General features: G+C 43.6%; 13 protein-coding genes, 1 pseudogene and 1 CRISPR repeat array. Of the genes and pseudogenes, 12 read left to right on the top strand and 2 right to left on the bottom strand.

All coding sequences use genetic code 11. The features are described from left to right. Nucleotide 1 precedes the first annotated feature (1 nt). The 10 genes and pseudogenes from metH (at nucleotide 2) to cas1 (ending at nucleotide 12,656) form a co-directional block, all read left to right on the top strand. Complete coding sequence (metH, locus tag AC6H3C_RS00140) at nucleotides 2–3,679, top strand: methionine synthase (RefSeq protein WP_497518461.1); 3,678 nt, start codon at nucleotides 2–4, stop codon at nucleotides 3,677–3,679. 69 nt (nucleotides 3,680–3,748) lie between these two features. After that, nucleotides 3,749–4,012, top strand: a complete 264-nt coding sequence (locus AC6H3C_RS00135) for a DUF4143 domain-containing protein (protein ID WP_497518460.1) — start codon at nucleotides 3,749–3,751, stop codon at nucleotides 4,010–4,012. Between the two features lie 6 nt (nucleotides 4,013–4,018). Next, nucleotides 4,019–4,177 carry a hypothetical protein gene (locus tag AC6H3C_RS00130; protein ID WP_497518459.1) on the top strand — a complete coding sequence of 53 codons (159 nt, stop codon included), beginning with the start codon at nucleotides 4,019–4,021 and terminating at the stop codon, nucleotides 4,175–4,177. Between the two features lie 48 nt (nucleotides 4,178–4,225). After that, on the top strand, nucleotides 4,226–5,179 hold the full coding sequence (metF, locus tag AC6H3C_RS00125; protein ID WP_497518458.1) for a methylenetetrahydrofolate reductase [NAD(P)H]: 954 nt from the start codon (nucleotides 4,226–4,228) through the stop codon (nucleotides 5,177–5,179). 12 nt (nucleotides 5,180–5,191) lie between these two features. Then, nucleotides 5,192–5,563 carry a hypothetical protein gene (locus AC6H3C_RS00120; RefSeq protein ID WP_497518457.1) on the top strand — a complete coding sequence of 124 codons (372 nt, stop codon included), beginning with the start codon at nucleotides 5,192–5,194 and terminating at the stop codon, nucleotides 5,561–5,563. A 242-nt stretch (nucleotides 5,564–5,805) separates the two neighbouring features. Beyond that, a pseudogene (locus tag AC6H3C_RS00115) lies at nucleotides 5,806–5,928 on the top strand (DUF1905 domain-containing protein); the annotation flags it as partial. Then, nucleotides 5,926–6,144: a YdeI/OmpD-associated family protein gene (locus AC6H3C_RS00110; protein WP_497521235.1), complete on the top strand. Its 219-nt coding sequence runs from the start codon at nucleotides 5,926–5,928 to the stop codon at nucleotides 6,142–6,144. The pseudogene AC6H3C_RS00115 and the gene AC6H3C_RS00110, both read left to right, overlap by 3 nt. Nucleotides 6,145–6,505: 361 nt before the next feature. Beyond that, nucleotides 6,506–11,095 (top strand): type II CRISPR RNA-guided endonuclease Cas9, encoded by a 4,590-nt coding sequence (cas9, locus tag AC6H3C_RS00105; RefSeq protein ID WP_497518456.1) that lies wholly within the window; start codon nucleotides 6,506–6,508, stop codon nucleotides 11,093–11,095. A 2-nt stretch (nucleotides 11,096–11,097) separates the two neighbouring features. Next, on the top strand, nucleotides 11,098–11,742 hold the full coding sequence (locus tag AC6H3C_RS00100) for a transposase (protein ID WP_497518454.1): 645 nt from the start codon (nucleotides 11,098–11,100) through the stop codon (nucleotides 11,740–11,742). Nucleotides 11,743–11,750: 8 nt separating this feature from the next. After that, complete coding sequence (gene cas1, locus AC6H3C_RS00095) at nucleotides 11,751–12,656, top strand: type II CRISPR-associated endonuclease Cas1 (protein ID WP_497518452.1); 906 nt, start codon at nucleotides 11,751–11,753, stop codon at nucleotides 12,654–12,656. A 38-nt stretch (nucleotides 12,657–12,694) separates the two neighbouring features. Here cas1 and AC6H3C_RS00090 read toward each other — a convergent pair whose 3' ends face one another. Continuing rightward, nucleotides 12,695–13,858, bottom strand: a complete 1,164-nt coding sequence (locus AC6H3C_RS00090; protein WP_497515873.1) for an IS4 family transposase — start codon at nucleotides 13,856–13,858, stop codon at nucleotides 12,695–12,697. A 173-nt stretch (nucleotides 13,859–14,031) separates the two neighbouring features. Between AC6H3C_RS00090 and cas2 the strand changes: the two genes are divergently transcribed. Further along, a complete protein-coding gene (cas2, locus tag AC6H3C_RS00085) occupies nucleotides 14,032–14,337 on the top strand; it encodes a CRISPR-associated endonuclease Cas2 (protein ID WP_497518451.1) in 306 nt (101 codons plus the stop codon). Between the two features lie 108 nt (nucleotides 14,338–14,445). Next, nucleotides 14,446–16,350: direct repeats of the CRISPR family, unit length 47 nt; unit sequence GTTGTCACAGAACTCGTTAAAGATACAATTTGAAAGCAATTCACAAC. A 53-nt stretch (nucleotides 16,351–16,403) separates the two neighbouring features. Here cas2 and trpS read toward each other — a convergent pair. Then, entirely contained in the window at nucleotides 16,404–17,405 is a 1,002-nt protein-coding gene (trpS, locus tag AC6H3C_RS00080; RefSeq protein WP_497518449.1) for a tryptophan--tRNA ligase, read from the bottom strand. 517 nt (nucleotides 17,406–17,922) lie between these two features. Between trpS and AC6H3C_RS00075 the strand changes: the two genes are divergently transcribed. Continuing rightward, nucleotides 17,923–19,299, top strand: a complete 1,377-nt coding sequence (locus tag AC6H3C_RS00075) for a TrpB-like pyridoxal phosphate-dependent enzyme (protein ID WP_497518448.1) — start codon at nucleotides 17,923–17,925, stop codon at nucleotides 19,297–19,299. Nucleotides 19,300–19,362: the final 63 nt, after the last annotated feature.

Below are 19,362 nucleotides of genomic sequence, written 5' to 3'. Positions count from 1 at the left end.
GATGACACAGAAAAAAGACATACGTGAAGAATTGAAACACCGGGTGCTGGTGTTGGATGGCGCCATGGGAACCATGATCCAGAAACATAAACTGACGGAGAACGATTTCAGAAATGAAGGACTGGCCGATCTGAAAAATGAATTATTTGGCAACAACGACTTGCTTTCCATCACCCGGCCGGATATCATCAAAGCCATCCATGCCGCGTTTTTGGAGGCCGGATCAGATATCATTGAAACCAATACCTTCAACGCGACCAGCATCTCGCAGGCAGACTACCATACCGAAAAGTGGGTCTATGCCATCAATAAAGCATCGGCCGAAATTGCGCGCGAGGTGGCCGACGGGTTTACGGCGAAAAATCCGGAAAAGCCCCGTTATGTGGCCGGAGCCCTGGGCCCGACCAATAAAACCTTGTCGCTCTCGCCCGATGTGAATGACCCGGGATACCGGGCGACTACCTTCGATTTGGTGAAAGAGGCTTACCGCGAACAGGTAAAAGGTTTGCTCGACGGAGGTGTTGATTTGTTGCTGGTAGAAACCATTTTTGATACGCTGAACGCCAAAGCGGCCCTTTTTGCCATTGAAGAAGTGCTGGATGAGTTGGGCATACGTTTGCCGGTCATGGTGTCGGGAACCATCACCGATGCCAGCGGACGGACGCTTTCCGGTCAAACGGTAGAGGCCTTCCTGAACTCGGTGCGCCACATCGACCTGCTGAGCATTGGCTTAAACTGCTCGCTGGGAGCCAAAGATATGCGCCCTTACCTGGAGGAAATGGCCGGTAAAGCGCCTTTCTACATCAGCGCATACCCCAATGCCGGTTTGCCCAACCAGTTTGGCGAATACGACGAAACCCCCGAAGAAATGGCAGCACAGGTGAAGGATTTCCTCGATCACCATTTTGTGAATATCATTGGCGGCTGTTGCGGAACCACTCCCGACCATATCCGCAGGTTTTCCGGGATTGCTGCCGCTGCGCAACCCCATGTGAAGCAAAAAAATGACGAACTGACCCGCCTGAGTGGTTTGGAACCGGTAACCATCACCCCCGAAACCAACTTTGTGAATATTGGCGAGCGTTGTAACGTTTCCGGCTCGCGGATGTTTGCCCGCCTGATTCGTGAGGAAAAATACGAGGAAGCGCTGGCAGTTGCCCGCGAACAGGTAGAAAACGGGGCGCAGGTGATCGACATCAACCTGGATGACGCCATGCTCGATGCCAAAAAAGAAATGGTGACTTTCCTGAACTTGCTGATGGCTGAACCCGATATTGCCAAACTGCCCGTGATGGTCGATTCGTCAAAGTGGGAAGTGATTGAAGCCGGGCTGAAATGTTTGCAGGGGAAAGCCATTGTGAACTCCATCAGCATGAAAGAAGGCGAGGAGCAGTTTCTGGAACAGGCACGAAAAATTAAACGTTACGGCGCTGCCGTGGTGGTCATGGCTTTTGATGAAAAAGGGCAGGCCGACAGTTACGGGCGGCGCATCGAAATATGCGCGCGCGCGTACAAATTGCTGACTGAAAAGATTGGTTTCCCTGCTGAAGATATCATCTTCGATCCCAATATCCTGACCATTGGAACGGGGATGGAGGAACACAACAACTATGCTGTTGATTTCATCGAATCGGTGCGCTGGATCAAAGCGAATTTACCGCATGCCAAAACCAGTGGAGGGGTAAGCAATGTGTCGTTCTCGTTCCGCGGGAACAACCAGGTGCGCGAGGCGATTCATTCGGTCTTCCTGTTCCATGCCATCAAAGCCGGTCTGGATATGGGCATTGTAAATCCCGGTATGTTGCAGATTTACGATGAAATACCGAAAGACCTGCTCGAATACATTGAAGATCTGGTGATGAACCGTCGTCCGGATGCGACCGAACGGCTGCTGGATTTTGCCCAAACGCTGAAAGAGGAGGAAGGAAAGGCGGTACGCAAAGACGAATGGCGCGAACTGCCGCTCGAAAAACGTCTGGAGCACGCCCTCGTGAAAGGTTTGCCCGATTATATTGAACACGACCTGGCCGAAGCGCTGCCCTTGTATCAGCCCGCGATCAACATCATTGAAGGCCCGCTGATGGAAGGCATGAACGTGGTGGGCGACTTGTTTGGATCGGGTAAAATGTTCCTTCCCCAGGTGATCAAATCGGCCCGGGTGATGAAAAAAGCAGTCGCTTTTCTGTTACCCTACATCGAGAAAGACAAGGAAAAATACAAGGAACAGCAAAGTCAGCAAAAAAAGATACTTCTCGCGACAGTAAAGGGCGACGTGCATGATATCGGGAAAAATATAGTGGGCGTCGTACTGGCTTGCAACAATTATGCAGTGATTGATCTGGGGGTAATGGTCCCCACCGAAAAAATTCTGGAAACTGCCATCCGGGAACAGGTCGACATGATCGGGTTGAGTGGACTGATTACCCCCTCGCTCGAAATTATGGCCAGTGTTGCCGCCGAGATGGAACGCCGGAAATTTACGCTTCCGTTGCTGATTGGCGGCGCCACCACCTCAAAGATCCACACCGCCGTGAAAATTGCCCCGCAGTATTCGCAACCGGTGGTGTATGTAAAAGATGCCAGCCGCACGGTAAACGTGGTAGCCAATTTACTCGCCAATAACCCCGGGTATATCCGGTCGGTAAACGATGAATATGAGAGCATCCGTCAGTTTCATAGTCAGAAGAAACCGAAAGAATACCTGAGCCTGGAGGAGGCGCGGGCCAATAAATTTCAGATCGACTGGAGCAAAAACGGCATTTACAAACCCCAAAAGACCGGAATTCACGAGTTGATCGACTATCCGATTGAAGAATTGCGTAAGTACATCGACTGGAATTTCTTCTTCTTCGTTTGGGAACTGAAAGGAAAATTCCCCGACATCCTGCACGACGAACGGCAAGGAGAACAAGCCCGTAAGGTCTATGAAGATGCGCAGCAGATGCTGGATGAAATCATCGAAAAGAAGATGTTGCAGGCCAATGGGATTTACGGGATCTGGCCTGCGCATGCCGATACCGACGACATCGTGTTGTTCGAAGATGAGGCCAGGACAAAAGAACTTGGTCGTTTTTATCATTTGCGGCAGCAGGAAAAGAAAAAAGAAGGCTCGCCAAATTTCTGCCTGGCTGATTTTGTGGCCCCGAAGGAAATCAATAAAACAGATTATTGCGGCGCCTTTGCCGTAACAGCCGGTATTGGTATTGAGAAATGGATGGCCGGCTACAAAGCTGATCATGACGATTATAAGGCCATCATGCTTGAAGCCTTGGCCGACCGGCTTTCGGAAGCATTTGCTGAACTTCTGCACGAGAAGATCCGCAGAGAATACTGGGCCTATGCGCCCGATGAAAACCTGAGTTGGGACGATATACTGAAGGTCAATTACCAGGGAATACGTCCGGCAATGGGCTACCCGGCCTGCCCTGAACATCATGAAAAGGAAAACCTCTTTCAGGTGCTGGGCGCCGAAAAAATCGGGATCACCCTGTCGGAACATTATGCCATGTACCCGACGGCCTCGGTTTGCGGGCAGTATTTCGCCCATCCGGAATCGCGCTACTTCAGCCTCGAAAAAATCGGCAAAGACCAGGTCGAAGATTATGCGCGCCGCAAAGGGGTAACGGTTGACCTGGTGGAACAGTTCCTGCCGGTGAACCTGAATTATAAGGGAGTATAAACCTTGAAATTCTAAATCCATACTTTATAAATTCAACCTAAAAACGCAAATAAACAGATCCTTCAAAAAATGGGCACCCGCGACTACTATTATTGGCGTACTCATACAGGTGTTGAGCTTGATTTGCTGATATTTAAAAATGGGAAACGATACGGATTTGAAATAAAATATTCGGAAAAACCACAAATTACACGTTCGATGAGACAAGCCATGTCCGATTTAAAACTGGACCTGCTGTATCTCGTATACCAGGGACAGCATGCTCTGGAAATTGAAGAAAATATTCGCCTTTTGCCGGCGGCCAAAATAGAAGAGACTGACTTTGAAAATTAAATGATAATGAATAATACGACGAAAAAAGCGATGATTGCGTTCGTTTTGGGAATGCTGCTTATGTTTGTGCTCGATATGATTTTTCACTTCAACAACTCGGTGGAAAAACAGATGGAGCGGGAAGTAAATAAGGCTCAAAAAAAGATTGAAAATATATTTAAATAACCGGAGCAGGAAGTCATTTGGCTTCTTACTCGCTACCTATATTCGAATATGAAAGTGATCGACATTATCAATAACAGCGATAAAACCGTTTTTTCGTTTGAGTTGTTGCCGCCCTTAAAAGGGAATGACGCCGGTAATATTTATCGAACCATTGAGAACCTGGTGGAATTTGATCCGAAGTACATCAACATCACCACGCACCGCGACGAGATGATTTTTAAAGAAATGGCTGATGGTTCCATCAAAAAACAGGTGGTGCGCAAACGTCCCGGAACGGTAGCCATTGCGGCGGCTATTCAACACAAATACGGCATTCCGGTAGTACCCCACATTTTATGCGGCGGCTTTTCGCGGAGCGAAACCGAACATGTGCTGATCGATCTCAATTTCATGGGCATCAGTAACGTGCTGGCGCTGCGCGGCGACGGCAGCAAAAATGAACACGTATTCCGCCCCGAACCCGACGGACACGCCAACGCGAATGAACTGGTGAGCCAGATGGTTGATCTGCGCAACGGGAAATACCTGGATGCGGACCTGAAAAACTCTTCGCCCCTCGATTTTTGTATTGGCGTGGCCGGTTATCCCGAGAAACATTTCGAAGCGCCCAACTTCGAAACCGACCTCATGTACCTGAAACAAAAGGTAGATGCCGGAGCTGATTACATTGTGACCCAGATGTTTTTTGACAACCGGGTTTACTACAATTTTGTCGATAAATGCCGTGCCGCGGGGATCCATGTGCCCATCATCCCGGGTATTAAGCCTATCAATCTGAAAAACCAGCTGACGGTGCTGCCAAAAATCTTTGCGATCGACCTGCCGATGGAGCTGGCTTCCGAGCTGGCGAAGTGTAAAGACAACGATGAAGCCAAAATTGTTGGAACCGAATGGGCCATTATGCAGTCGAAAGACCTGGTGGCGCACCAGGTTCCCAGCCTGCACATCTACACCTACGGCGTTTCGGATAATACCCGGAAGATTGTTGAAACGGTTTTTTAAGAAAAGTTCAACATGAACCTACCCGATATTCGCAGCAATAACCTGGAAACCTACCTCGACCGGGAAGAAATTATCCTGGACACGATTGCCCAAATCATGAAAGACTTTGGCCTGTTTGGAGTCGAAATTCACTTTTCGGGAAATATGGACCAGGCTTACGACGAAATGCACCGGCAACTGGTGGAACAAATCGACCGCCTGCTGATTGACAATTCCGAACTGTTGATGTCGATCCTTTACCAGGTCGATATCAGCGAGCGCGACCTGGCCCGCACACAGCTCGATTTTCCGCGTTATAACCAGGTAGAAGTGATTGCCCGTCAAATTATCTTCCGCGACCTGAAAAAGGTCTTATTTCGCCGGTATTTTAAATCCCGGGAGTAAATATCCTCCCAGTTTTTTTCGGTTTGGCCGGATTGCTTTCGGCAAGCGGGAACGATTTCCGAAGAACAAAACAGCATGAGATTTGTATTTATTGGAAACCTGAAAAGAAAAAGATGAAAAAGCCTTTGGTAGACAATAAGTACCTGCTCGAAAAATTTCCCGGTAAGGGAGACTGGACTTATGTGGCGATCCCCGAAATCAGGCCCGACAAAAAAGCTCCTTTTGGATGAGTTAAAGTAAAAGGGCAGATTGATGACGTCGGGATAAAAAGTTATCATTTGATGCCGATGGGGAACGGACAATTGTTTTTGCCGGTTAAAGCCGAAATAAGAAAAAAGATCGGGAAAAAGGAAGGGGACCGGGTGCATGTGGTTTTATATCGCGATACCGCCCCTGTTGAGATCCCCGAAGAATTATTAACCTGCCTCCGCGACGATCCCGAAGCGTACGAGGCTTTTTTAAGTTATACCGACGGAGAAAAGAAAGCGGTCGTTGATTGGATCTACTCCGTAAAACGGGAGGAAACCAAAGTCGAAAGAATGGCCAAAGCCATCGACAAACTTGCGAACCGGGGAAAATAATCGAAATCAGCCGAAGAATTTTCTGTTAGTTGACGCCTCTATAAACACCTTCTTTTTCATGTTAACCACCTCGGGAGTGGAACTCCATCCATCTGTTCACTTGTTTAAAGACATTTATTGACAAATAGTGGTTGTAAAACAGGGAATAATCAAATCATACATATTATTTTTAACAGATAAAGCAATCTGTTTGGTCGCTTTGAATGTTGAAGGCTATTTTCCGGCATGAAATCTCAAAAAAATGCCCCGTATGGTAAGACGAGGCGGCTTAAATGTTTTCACAACGGAATAATCCTTATTGTGAATTGCTTCAAAATTGTGGATTAAAGATAAACAGAATAAACAATAAAAACCAAACAACATGAAAAAAATCTTAGGACTGGACTTAGGAACCAATTCGATAGGTTGGGCACTAGTTTCTACGGATGTGAATGGGAACCCAAATAAAATCGAAGGAATAGGCAGTCGGATCGTTCCGATGGATGCAGCAACTTTGAGTGACTTTGACAAGGGAAACTCGAAATCACAAACGGCAGAACGTACGAGACTTCGGGGAGCCAGACGTTTGCGTGAGAGGTATTTGCTCCGTCGTGAAAGATTACATCGTATTTTAAATGCATTAAATTTTTTACCAAAACATTATTGTCAAAATATAGACTTCGAAAACAGATTAGGAAAGTTTCTGCCGGATTCCGAACCTAAGTTAGCTTGGAAAAGTAACGGAACAGGAAGGCACGAATTCCTCTTTCAAAAATCTTTTAATGAAATGGTGGCTGACTTTGCCGTTTACCAACCTCAATTATTAGCTGACGGTAAGAAGATTCCTTATGACTGGACAATTTATTATTTGCGTAAAAAAGCGTTAGCATCAAAAATAGAGAAAGAAGAACTTGCCTGGGTACTGCTCAACTTTAATCAAAAACGGGGTTACTATCAATTACGGGGTGAGGAAGAAGAGGAGAATTCCAACAAATTAGTTGAATTTTACGCATTGAAAGTCGTTGCGGTTCAAGAAACGGATGAGAAAAAAGGGAAAGATAGTTGGTATAATGTACACCTAGAAAATGGGTGGATATATCGTAGAACAAGCAATGTACCTCTTGATTGGATTGGGAAAATCAAAGAGTTTGTTGTTACGACTGACATAAATGAAGATGGAACACCTAAGCTTGACAAAGAAGGTAAGGAGAAGCGATCATTTCGCGCTCCAAAAGAAGATGACTGGGCTTTAATAAAAAGGAAAACCGAGGCAGATATCGATCAAAGCAAAAAAGCTGTAGGCCGTTACATCTATGATACCCTTTTACAAAAGCCTAATCAAAAAATCAGAGGCAAACTGGTACGGACCATTGAAAGGAAGTTCTACAAAGAAGAACTAAGAGCAATAATAGAAAAACAAAAGGAGTTTCATCCCGAACTAAAAGACAGGGAGTTATATGCTCAATGCATCGAAGAATTGTATCCAAATAATGAAGCACATAGAAATTCTATTTCATCGCGTGACTTTACACATCTGTTTTTAGAAGACATTATATTTTATCAGCGCCCTTTAAAAAGTAAGAAATCGCTGATTAGTAATTGTCCATATGAGGAACGAAGCTTTCTGGACAAAAAATCCGGTGAGATAAAAACAATCCCGCTGAAGTGCATTGCAAAATCGCATCCGCTTTTTCAGGAATTTCGTTTGTGGCAGTTTATTGCCAATCTAAAGATTTATCAGAAAGAAAGAATTGAAGCAGGTCGCTTGCAAACAGATATTGATGTGACCGGCGAGTTTTTGAAAAGCGAAGATGACTACGTAGCGTTGTTTGAATGGTTGAACGACCGGAAAGACGTTGATCAGAAAGCATTTCTGAAATATCCGGGTTTTGACTTGAGAAAGAATTCTGTTAGTTATCGATGGAATTACGTGGAAGATAAACACTATCCCTGCAATGAAACACGTGCCTTGCTCTTAGCCCGATTGAAAAAATATGACGAAATTCCTTCTGATTTTTTGTCGAAAGATAATGAAAAAGCTTTGTGGCATATTTTGTATTCTGTAGAAGATAAATATGAAGTTGTTAAAGCTTTGCAATCATTCGCTATTAAAAACCAATTAGATAATAACTTTGTTGATGCTTTCAGTAAGTTTCCGACGTTTAAAAAAGATTACGGCTCGTATTCAGCAAAGGCAATTAAAAAGTTGCTTCCGCTGATGAGGAGAGGAAAACATTGGAATGAGCATGACATTTCTGACGATACCATAAGTAGGATACTGGCTGCAAAAGAGAGGTTAAAGGCAATAAATTATGCTGCTGAGAAAATTGACGAAGTAGCGGATGATGATATTCCGAAGCAAGTTCTTAAAAGTCTCTTTAAATGTAGCGAGTTCTTAAAAGGATTAAACACATATCAGGCTTGTTACGCGGTGTATGGAAGACATTCCGAGGCAAAAAATATCTTAAAATGGAAAACACCGGAGGATATTGATACATATCTGAAATCATTCAAACAGCACTCATTACGTAATCCAATTGTTGAACAGATAATTACAGAAACTCTTCGCGTTGTGCGGGATATCTGGGAAAAGTATGGTGATTTTGGTGAAATTCATGTTGAGTTGGGACGCGAGATGAAGAACCCGGCAGACAAACGGAAGCGGATGACAGAGCAAATCTCGGAAAATGAAAACACCAATCTTCGAATTAAGAGTTTGTTAATGGAATTTCTGAATCCTGAATACGAAGTAGAAAATGTTCGTCCGTATTCGCCTGGGCAACAGGAAATCTTACGAATTTACGAAGACGGCGTTTTAAATAGTGGAATCATAATTCCAGAGTATGTAGAAGATACTCTGAAAAAATTCAAAGAAACTGATACAAAAAAGCAGCCGTCAAAATCGGAGATATTACGCTATAAGTTGTGGTTGGAACAAAAATACCGTTCACCCTATACTAATGAAGTGATTCCATTAGGTAAATTATTTACAACAGCCTATCAGGTTGAGCATATCATCCCTCAATCGCGCTATTTTGATGATTCATTTAGTAACAAAATAATTTGCGAAGCCGAGGTCAATCAATTGAAAGACAATGAACTTGGATACGAGTTTATTAAGAATCATCACGGAGAGAAGATCGAGTTGAATTTTGGAAAAACTGTAGAGATTCTTTCTGTGGATGCGTATGAGAAGTTTGTAAAAGATAGTTATTCAAAGAACCGGGGAAAGATGAAGAAACTTCTGATGGAAGATATTCCTGATGGTTTTATTGAACGTCAACTGAATGATACCCGATATATTAGCAAAGTGGTAAAAGATCTTTTATCAAACATTGTCAGGGAAGACGGAGAAGAAGAGGCTACTTCAAAACATTTAACCTCCTGTACCGGTGGAATAACTGATACGCTTAAAAAGGACTGGGGGTTAAACGATGTTTGGAACAATATGATTTATCCTCGTTTTGAAAGGTTAAACCAACTCTCCAATAGTAATCAATTTGGACGATGGGAGAACAAGGATGGTAACCGAGTTTTTCAGATTCAAATGCCTATCGAACTTCAGAGAGGGTTTAGTAAAAAGCGGATTGACCATCGGCATCATGCTATGGACGCATTGGTTATTGCCTGTGCAACCCGGAGCCACGTGAATTACCTGAACAATGAGGCTGCTAAAGCTCATGCAAAAGAAACCAGATATGATTTGCGGAGAAAACTTCGCCGGGTTGAAACTGTCCGGAGAGAAAAAATAATCAAGGGTGAAAAGGTGATTCAGAATATTGAAGTTGCAAAGGAGTTTTATAAGCCTTGGGATACTTTTACCCAAGATGCACAAAAAGCCTTGGAAAATGTAGTGGTGAGTTTTAAACAGAATTTACGAGTAATTAATAAGGCGACTAATTATTCTGAACGATTTGATAGTTACGGACAAAAAAATAACGAAAAACAGAAAAAGGGGGGTAGTTGGGCAATCAGAAAACCGATCCATAAGGATACGGTGTTTGGTGTTGTTAACCTAAGAAAGACCATGATCGTAAATCTGGCTAAGGCAATAGATGAGCCGAATATGATCGTTCATAAACCTTTAAAAAATAAGATCAAACAACTTGTTGCTAATAATTTAGATAAAAGGAATATTCTTAAATACTTTAAGGAAAGTGCAATAGAGTGGAACAGTATTAATTTCTCAAAAATCGAAGTGTATTATTTCACAAACGATACGAGCGAAAAATTTGTAGCGGTAAGAAAGCCATTGGACACGAGTTTTACCAAAAAGAAGATTACGGAGAGTATTACTGATATAGGTATTCAAAAAATTTTACTCAAACACTTGGAGAATAATGCCAATGCACCTGAGGTCGCGTTCTCTCCTGACGGAATTGACGAAATGAACAAGAATATTCGGTCACTGAATAGCGGCAAACCACATCAGACCATATTGAAAATACGGGTTTACGAACCCATGGGAAATAAATTCAATGTGGGTTACTCCGGAAACAAAAGCATAAAATATGTAGAAGCAGCTAAAGGTACTAATTTGTATTATGCTATTTATCAAACAGTAGAAGGCAAACGTGTTTTCGAAACTATACCATTGAACATTGTAATTGAAAGACAAAAACAAGGCCTTTCATCAGCCCCAAATATGAATGAAAGGGGTGATACTCTTTTGTTTTGTCTGTCCCCAAATGATCTTGTTTATTTGCCATCTCAAGAGGAAATAGAGAATGATCGATTTCTTGACAAAATCGATAAAAGTAAGGTTTACAAGATGGTTAGTTGTACCGGGAATGAAGGCCATTTCATCCCCGCTTTTATCGCAAGTCCCATTGTTCAAACTGTCGAACTGGGAAGTAATAATAAAGTCCAACGAGCTTGGACTGGTGAGATGATCAAAGAAATTTGCGTTCCGCTAAAAGTTGACAGACTTGGAAATATTATTGAGATCAATGGTACGAAAATATTCACCTAATCATGCCTGTCCTCCAACCCGATACCAGCTATCATATTTTCAACCATGCCAACGGGTTCGAGAATGTGTTCCGCGAACCGGAGAATTATCGGTTCTTCCTGGAGAAATACCGCTTGTATATTTCCCCGGTTGTCGAAACCTATGCTTGGTGCCTGATGCCGAACCACTTCCACCTGGTCGTCCGGATACGAAAACGCCGGCAGATAGAAGAATTAATTCGATTAAAAAAATTATCCACCTTTTCCAAAGTTCAAAACTTTGGAAAAGGTGAAAATCAAATTAGTGATAACGAAATAGAAAAATACCTGTCGAAACAATTTGCCAATTTATTTAGTTGTTATACGCAATCGTATAACAAGATAAACCGGCGGATGGGTTCGTTGTTTGTCAAAAATTTCAAACGTGAGCCAATTAACAGTCGGGAACATTTTCTAACTGCGGTAATTTACACCCACCGGAACCCCATTCATCACCGGTTTCGCGATTGTTACGATGATTGGCCCTACAGTTCGTATTTCGGGATCTTAAATGGCGAAGAGTTTGGTATCGAGACCCGGAAGCTGTTGAAACTGTTTGGGGGAAAAGATGCCTTTAAACAACTGCATCACGATTCACTTCAAAACATGATATCGATTGATATTCCTTAACCTTAACTATGATTAAACGCACACTTTATTTTGGAAATCCAGCCTATTTACATAAAAAGGATCAGCAATTGAAGGTGACCGATTCGGAAACGAGAACCGAAAAAGCATCGGTCCCCTTGGAAGATATTGCGGTAGTCGTATTGGATCATCCGCAAATAACCTTAACCCATGCTTTAATGACCGACCTGACCGATCGGAACGTAGCACTGATCAGTTGTGATTTGCGGCACATGCCCTCAGGACTGATGTTGCCCTTGGATGGAAATCATGTTCAGACCGAACGGTTTCGGACCCAAATCGATGCCAGCGAACCGCTGACCAAGAACCTGTGGGCACAGACCGTCAAAGCTAAAATTGAAAACCAAGCCGATTTGTTGAGACGTTGTGGTTTCGACAACAAGGCATTATTGGCTTTAGTCCCGCAAATTAAATCGGGAGATCCCGACAACATCGAAGGCCGGGCGGCATCGGTATACTGGAAACGGCTGTTTGACGAACACGACTTCACCCGTGATCGGTTTGGAGTTGAACCCAACAGCCATTTAAATTATTGTTATGCCATTCTTCGCGCCATTGTTGCCCGCGCATTGGTTAGTAGCGGGTTGTTGCCTACCTTGGGAATTTTTCACCGGAATAAGTACAATGCGTACTGTCTGGCCGACGACGTGATGGAACCTTATCGGCCTTTTTGCGATGAATTGGTTTACGATATGTTTGTAAACGGCGAAATTGATTCGGAAGAAATCACCCGTCCGCAAAAAGCCCGAATGCTGGCAATAGCCACCTGCGATGTGCTGATGGATGGCAAAAAAAGTCCCTTAATGGTGGCGATGAGCCGTACAACCAATTCGTTATACGAATGTTTTGAAGGTACGAGAAGAAAGATTGTTTACCCGGAATTTCGAAATGATTAAGTTTTAACACTGGTGTCTATTAAAAAATGTTAATTCAATTAGAAGTCCAAATGCAGTTGGCAATCGCTATCATCATAGGCCTTATTTTCCCTCGGAGCCAAGAGTTCTTGAATGGGATCCTTGACCAGCAGGGAATTACCAAGGATACGCATGACCTCCACAACAGGTCTGCCCAGTTTGAGGTCGTGTTCAATAATAGCGACAAGACAGTACGTGATGATGGCGACATGTATCTGTATGCGGACCGCATTCTCGGATTCTCCCCAAAAGGATTTGACACGGAGATGCTGCTTGATCCATTTGAAAAACAGCTCCACCTGCCATCTGTAACGGTAAAGAAGAGCAATTTCATTTGCTTTGAGGTAGAAGTTGTTGGTGTAGTAGGTGAAGGCCCTTCCAAGGTCAGGGGCATAGAATACGATGCGTCTGAGCGAAACCGGATAGTTTCCACTGTTTCGCTTTCCTGTAAACCTAACCGTTTGGTCCCGCAGGACATTGTCATCTCCTTCAAGCATGTCATCTCCTTCCGTAATTTCATAATCAGGGCGGGACTTCTCCCGTATGATGAAGAAAGCTCCGGCCAGCTCAATTGCGTAGAGTCTGGAGAGATCAAAGTAGCCTCTATCAAACACATAGCAAGCGTGCCGTTCGTATGTAAACCAGTCCATAGACTTGGTGTCATGCACATTTGCATGGCTGATTCTGTAGAAGACCGGTATTTCAGTGGCAATATCAATCTGGGTATGAATCTTGATGCCAGACTTTGTGCTCCTAAACTTTGCCCATCTAAAGACCGACATGCACAGGTCGATGGTAGTGGAATCAATGGCATAGAACCTTCCGTGGAGTTCAAACTCTTTGGTGATACGTTTGGCCTGGGCAATAGACACAATGTAAAAGGCAAACTTCTCAAAGATCCCATGGTCTCTAAGGCTGTTTGCTTTGGAAAGAACGCTTCTGTTGATGGGAACCTTTCCAAACCCGAGGTGAAAAGATCTTTTGGCATGAGCAATAGTGACATCTGTGAGTTCTCTAAGACTATGGCAGCCTATGAGCTGGCCGTACATGATAACCAGCATATGGCTCCAGTAGGATGGTGCCATTCTGACTGTCCTGTCTTTGTGTTTTATTACCAGTCGTTCGAAGTAACGTTTCGGGAGAAACTCCACAATCTGTGCGAAAACATATTTGCCAACGTTCATACTTGTTCCAATTTGTACCTGAGTACAAAGGAACAAATTTCAAAAGGGCGACAAGGTTTTGAAAAGCTAGCATGCTGTGCATAAAACAGATATGAGGCATTTTAACAAAAATTAATAGACACTAGTGAAGTTTTAATATGTCTTCTTTTGAGGCTTTAAATGAGTATCGTTGTATGTGGGTGTTGGTTTTCTTTGACATACCGGTTGAAACAAAAAAGCAGCGGAAAGTAGCCACCGCATTTCGTAAAGAACTGGTGAAGGACGGATTCACGATGTTTCAGTTTTCAATTTATATGCGTAATTGTCCAAGTCGTGAGAATGCCGAGGTACACATCAAACGGGTGAAAAATATGCTGCCGGAATACGGACACGTTGGGATTTTGAAGATCACCGACAAACAATTTGGTATGATGGAATTATATTACAGCCGTAAACCGGAAGAAAGACCGGCCACCGTCCAGCAACTCGAATTATTTTAGGGTCAAAAAATCATTCGTAATATGCAAAAAAGCGGGAACTTTGCCCCGCTTTTTTGATTTCTGTCAACCTTTGCAGCTATTTGATCCTGAGATTTTTACACGGCATATGTTGTCACAGAACTCGTTAAAGATACAATTTGAAAGCAATTCACAACCGGGTAGTTTTTCGACTGCACAGGCTTGTAAGTTGTCACAGAACTCGTTAAAGATACAATTTGAAAGCAATTCACAACAGTTCATTGCACCAGTCACCAAGCCAAAACGTTGTCACAGAACTCGTTAAAGATACAATTTGAAAGCAATTCACAACTGACATACTGTTCGGTGATTTCGGCCAGCTTGTTGTCACAGAACTCGTTAAAGATACAATTTGAAAGCAATTCACAACTGCGGTCCAATCATGGGTTATTTTTCTTTCAGTTGTCACAGAACTCGTTAAAGATACAATTTGAAAGCAATTCACAACACCTGGCTAATTTCTGGTTCCCTTGTATATGTTGTCACAGAACTCGTTAAAGATACAATTTGAAAGCAATTCACAACGACATTGTCTCTAATTTTTAAGAACATTTGTTGTCACAGAACTCGTTAAAGATACAATTTGAAAGCAATTCACAACAGTATTAACGTTAACGTTTGAGGCTAAGAGGTTGTCACAGAACTCGTTAAAGATACAATTTGAAAGCAATTCACAACTTCGATATTCTTGAAGTGGTTCAGGTGTTTTGTTGTCACAGAACTCGTTAAAGATACAATTTGAAAGCAATTCACAACTAATTCCGGTATTTGCGATAACACGAATCCCAGTTGTCACAGAACTCGTTAAAGATACAATTTGAAAGCAATTCACAACAGATGTAATATATTGAATTTCATATATTTAGTTGTCACAGAACTCGTTAAAGATACAATTTGAAAGCAATTCACAACGTAGTTGAAACCGCTAACACAGATGTAACCGTTGTCACAGAACTCGTTAAAGATACAATTTGAAAGCAATTCACAACTGGATGCTTCCTTCAATACGATATCCATTGAGTTGTCACAGAACTCGTTAAAGATACAATTTGAAAGCAATTCACAACCGTTGTAGGCTTCAAAATAAAATTTAAAGTGTTGTCACAGAACTCGTTAAAGATACAATTTGAAAGCAATTCACAACAGGCTTTTAGTTGCTCAAACAGGGCTTTCGAGTTGTCACAGAACTCGTTAAAGATACAATTTGAAAGCAATTCACAACGGAGGGCGTGCAATGTTTCTACCTCGTAGTTGTTGTCACAGAACTCGTTAAAGATACAATTTGAAAGCAATTCACAACATGTATGGAATGATGGTTACACCTTAGTATGTTGTCACAGAACTCGTTAAAGATACAATTTGAAAGCAATTCACAACATGTATGGAATGATGGTTACACCTTAGTATGTTGTCACAGAACTCGTTAAAGATACAATTTGAAAGCAATTCACAACAGGCAATGGGAAGATGATAATCAATGATGATGTTGTCACAGAACTCGTTAAAGATACAATTTGAAAGCAATTCACAACTGGGTATGTGCCGTTATACGATGTTTTTCTTGTTGTCACAGAACTCGTTAAAGATACAATTTGAAAGCAATTCACAACTAAGTTGGAGGTATCAATTTTGCCAACTGTGTTGTCACAGAACTCGTTAAAGATACAATTTGAAAGCAATTCACAACGTTGGCGAAGTGCATAAATGTTGGGATTTTGTTGTCACAGAACTCGTTAAAGATACAATTTGAAAGCAATTCACAACGCTTAATTATTTCTGCCATATCCGGGTTAAGTTGTCACAGAACTCGTTAAAGATACAATTTGAAAGCAATTCACAACACTCTGTATCCTATCAGGTTGTGAAATTGAGTTGTCACAGAACTCGTTAAAGATACAATTTGAAAGCAATTCACAACGCGTAGTCGTTAAACGACGCAGCAAAAAGGGTTGTCACAGAACTCGTTAAAGATACAATTTGAAAACAAAAAAAAGCCGGACAAGATGCCCGGCCTGAAATATGATTCATTTTTTGTAGGAACTCCTTACCTAAAACAGTCGTTTAAAGCCAATCATCGATTTAACTTCCGCCAGTGTTTTTGCGGCTGATTCGCGGGCTTTTTCGGCCCCCATTTTGGCCACCTTGGCCAAATAAGCCTCATCGGTCAAAATCCCGATAATGCGTTCACGGATCGGCGTGGTATAGCCCGTGATGTCATCGGCCAGCTGTTTTTTCATGTCGCCGTAACGGATGGTGCAATTTGCGTAGGCGTCTTCAAATTGTCGCAGAATTTCCGGGGCCGACACAATGCTCATCAGGGTAAACAGGTTTTGAATGGGCTCCGGTTTTACAGAATTCATTTCCGTCGGGCCGGCATCGGTTACGGCACGCATCACCTTTTTCCGGATTTCTTTCGGATCGTCGTAAAGGTTAATGGCGTTTCCCTCCGATTTACCCATCTTGCCGCTGCCATCCAACCCGGGAACTTTAATCAGGTCGGCTCCCTCAAAGGTATAAGGTTTAGGGGTGGGGAACACTTTATGCCCGTACATCCGGTTAAAACGTTTGGCAAACTTGCGGGCCATTTCCAGATTCTGTTCCTGATCTTTTCCGACCGGCACAAAATTGGCTTTGTGAATAATGATATCGGCAGCCATCAGAACCGGGTAAGTCAGCAAACCGGCATTGACGTTTTCCGGATTTTTCCGGGCTTTTTCCTTAAACGAGGTGGTCCGTTCCAACTCACCCAAATAGGCATTCATATTCAGAAAGGTGTATAGCTCCATCACTTCGGGAACATCACTTTGAATGAAAATGGTGGCTTTTTCGGGATCGATACCGCAGGCCAGGTATTCGGCCAACACCTGTTTCACGCCGGCCTGAAGGTTTTCGGGCGTGGGGTGGGTGGTCAGCGAATGGATGTCGGCAATAAAAAAGAAACAATTATAATCCTCCTGCATCCGCAAAAAATTGCGTACCGCTCCGAAATAATTTCCTAAATGTAAATATCCTGTTGGCCTGATGCCACTTACAACGGTCTTTTTATTCATCCGTATCAATTTTCAGTTTAAATTTCTGCAACTTTCGCAACAACCGTCAGCTTCGGCTGATTATTCGTTCAAAGAAATGATCTGCAAAAGTAAGCTGATTCCTTAAAAGACAAAAATTTATTTGAATGAATGGACAAAAAGATTTCCCGGGAGCGGTTCGATTGAACTGAAAACCAGGTCCTGATTAAGTTTGCCGGGCTCTAAACCGGCAAGACCGTCTGAAATTCGGTCCCGGACGGACAAAAACTGCAATCAAGAATCAATTTAAAATATCAATTTGTTTGTTTTTTAGGTTGAATGCTACGAAAATAATACTTAGCTTTACGCGAATTAAGTACGAAACAGAATGACGCTTTTAAATTCACATGCAGGAAATTGGTGGTGGCGCAGTTTATTATTGCCCGCGTAAACGATTTTCAGGTGGATAAAAATAGTCAGGCCATGTTGTTTACGCAGCATGGCCTGATTTTTTGGATGACGATACAAACAAATTATAAACTGATAAATGAACTGAATTATGGCCAGACAAAAGAAAATTTACCTGGACGAAGCGGATATGCCGAAACAATGGTATAACCTGGCTCCCGACCTGCCAACTCCGCTAAACCCGCCTCTTGGACCGGGCGGAGTTCCGGTGACCCCTGAAATGCTTGCCCCGGTGTTCCCGATGAACCTGATTGAACAGGAAGTTAGCCAACAACGCTGGATTGACATTCCTGAAGAAATTCGTCAGATTTTGTTTCAATGGCGCCCAAGTCCGCTTATCCGTGCTTACGAGCTCGAAGAAGCTTTGGGGACGCCGGCTAAAATTTATTATAAAAACGAAGGCGTTTCGCCTGCCGGAAGCCACAAACCCAATACTGCCGTTCCCCAGGCCTGGTACAATAAGCAGTTTGGGATCAAAAAACTGACCACCGAAACCGGCGCCGGACAATGGGGCTCAGCCTTATCTTACGCCTGTTCCATCATCGGAGGCATCGAGTGTAAAGTGTTTATGGTTCGGGTAAGTTTCGACCAGAAACCTTTCCGCAAAATGATGATGCAGACCTACGGCGGCACCTGCATTGCCAGCCCAAGTACCGAAACCCAGGCCGGACGCGATATTCTGGCACAATTCCCCGACACGCCGGGATCGCTCGGAATCGCGATCTCCGAGGCCGTTGAGGCTGCTGTGACCGACCCGACAGGGCAAACCCGTTATTCGCTGGGCTCGGTACTCAATCACGTGATGCTGCACCAAACCATTATCGGGCTGGAGGCAAAAAAACAATTGGCCAAGGTCGGTATTTCCAAACCCGACGTGGTGATTGGCTGCTGCGGCGGCGGAAGTAACTTTGCCGGCCTTTCGTTCCCGTTTATCTACGACAAAATTCACGGGGCCGACATCCAGGTGATTGGCGCCGAACCATTTTCGTGTCCAACGCTCACCAAAGCGCCGTTTATTTACGATCACGGCGATGTGGCCCAAATGACGCCGCTGCTGGCGATGCACAGCCTGGGACATAATTTTATCCCGGCGCCCATCCATGCCGGCGGCTTGCGTTATCATGGTATGGCCCCGCTGGTGAGTGCCGCCCTGCGCGACGGCTTGATGGAAGCACAAGCCATCCACCAGAGCGAATGTTTCGAGGCCGGCCTGTTGTTTGCCAAAACCGAAGGTATCATTCCGGCTCCCGAAACCACACACGCGATTGCCGCTACCATCCGCGAAGCCAAAAAAGCCAAAGAAGAAGGCAAGGAAAAAGTCATCCTGTTCAACTTTTCCGGACATGGATTGATGGACCTGGTGGGCTACGACAAATACTTATCCGGGCAATTGTCTGATTACGAATACCCGGAGCATGAAATTGAAGCGAACCTGGGTAAACTAAAAGGTTATCCGCTTCCCGCATAAACGACAACAAAAACCTGTAAGGAAACGAACAGAAGTTCCGGCATATGTCCGGGGCTTCTGTTT

This window comes from Gaoshiqia sp. US2 (assembly GCF_059705485.1).
Note: the sequence above shows the minus strand (reverse complement) of the source record. Positions and strands in the feature narration are given on the sequence as shown.

What these genes read in the sequence shown, in the direction of transcription:
- metH (WP_497518461.1), top strand. Translation starts at nt 2, where the DNA reads ATGACACAGAAAAAAGACATACGTGAAGAATTGAAACACCGGGTGCTG.
- AC6H3C_RS00135 (WP_497518460.1), top strand. Translation starts at nt 3,749, where the DNA reads ATGGGCACCCGCGACTACTATTATTGGCGTACTCATACAGGTGTTGAG.
- AC6H3C_RS00130 (WP_497518459.1), top strand. Translation starts at nt 4,019, where the DNA reads ATGAATAATACGACGAAAAAAGCGATGATTGCGTTCGTTTTGGGAATG.
- metF (WP_497518458.1), top strand. Translation starts at nt 4,226, where the DNA reads ATGAAAGTGATCGACATTATCAATAACAGCGATAAAACCGTTTTTTCG.
- AC6H3C_RS00120 (WP_497518457.1), top strand. Translation starts at nt 5,192, where the DNA reads ATGAACCTACCCGATATTCGCAGCAATAACCTGGAAACCTACCTCGAC.
- cas9 (WP_497518456.1), top strand. Translation starts at nt 6,506, where the DNA reads ATGAAAAAAATCTTAGGACTGGACTTAGGAACCAATTCGATAGGTTGG.
- AC6H3C_RS00100 (WP_497518454.1), top strand. Translation starts at nt 11,098, where the DNA reads ATGCCTGTCCTCCAACCCGATACCAGCTATCATATTTTCAACCATGCC.
- cas1 (WP_497518452.1), top strand. Translation starts at nt 11,751, where the DNA reads ATGATTAAACGCACACTTTATTTTGGAAATCCAGCCTATTTACATAAA.
- AC6H3C_RS00090 (WP_497515873.1), bottom strand. Translation starts at nt 13,858, where the DNA reads ATGAACGTTGGCAAATATGTTTTCGCACAGATTGTGGAGTTTCTCCCG.
- cas2 (WP_497518451.1), top strand. Translation starts at nt 14,032, where the DNA reads ATGTGGGTGTTGGTTTTCTTTGACATACCGGTTGAAACAAAAAAGCAG.
- trpS (WP_497518449.1), bottom strand. Translation starts at nt 17,405, where the DNA reads ATGAATAAAAAGACCGTTGTAAGTGGCATCAGGCCAACAGGATATTTA.
- AC6H3C_RS00075 (WP_497518448.1), top strand. Translation starts at nt 17,923, where the DNA reads ATGGCCAGACAAAAGAAAATTTACCTGGACGAAGCGGATATGCCGAAA.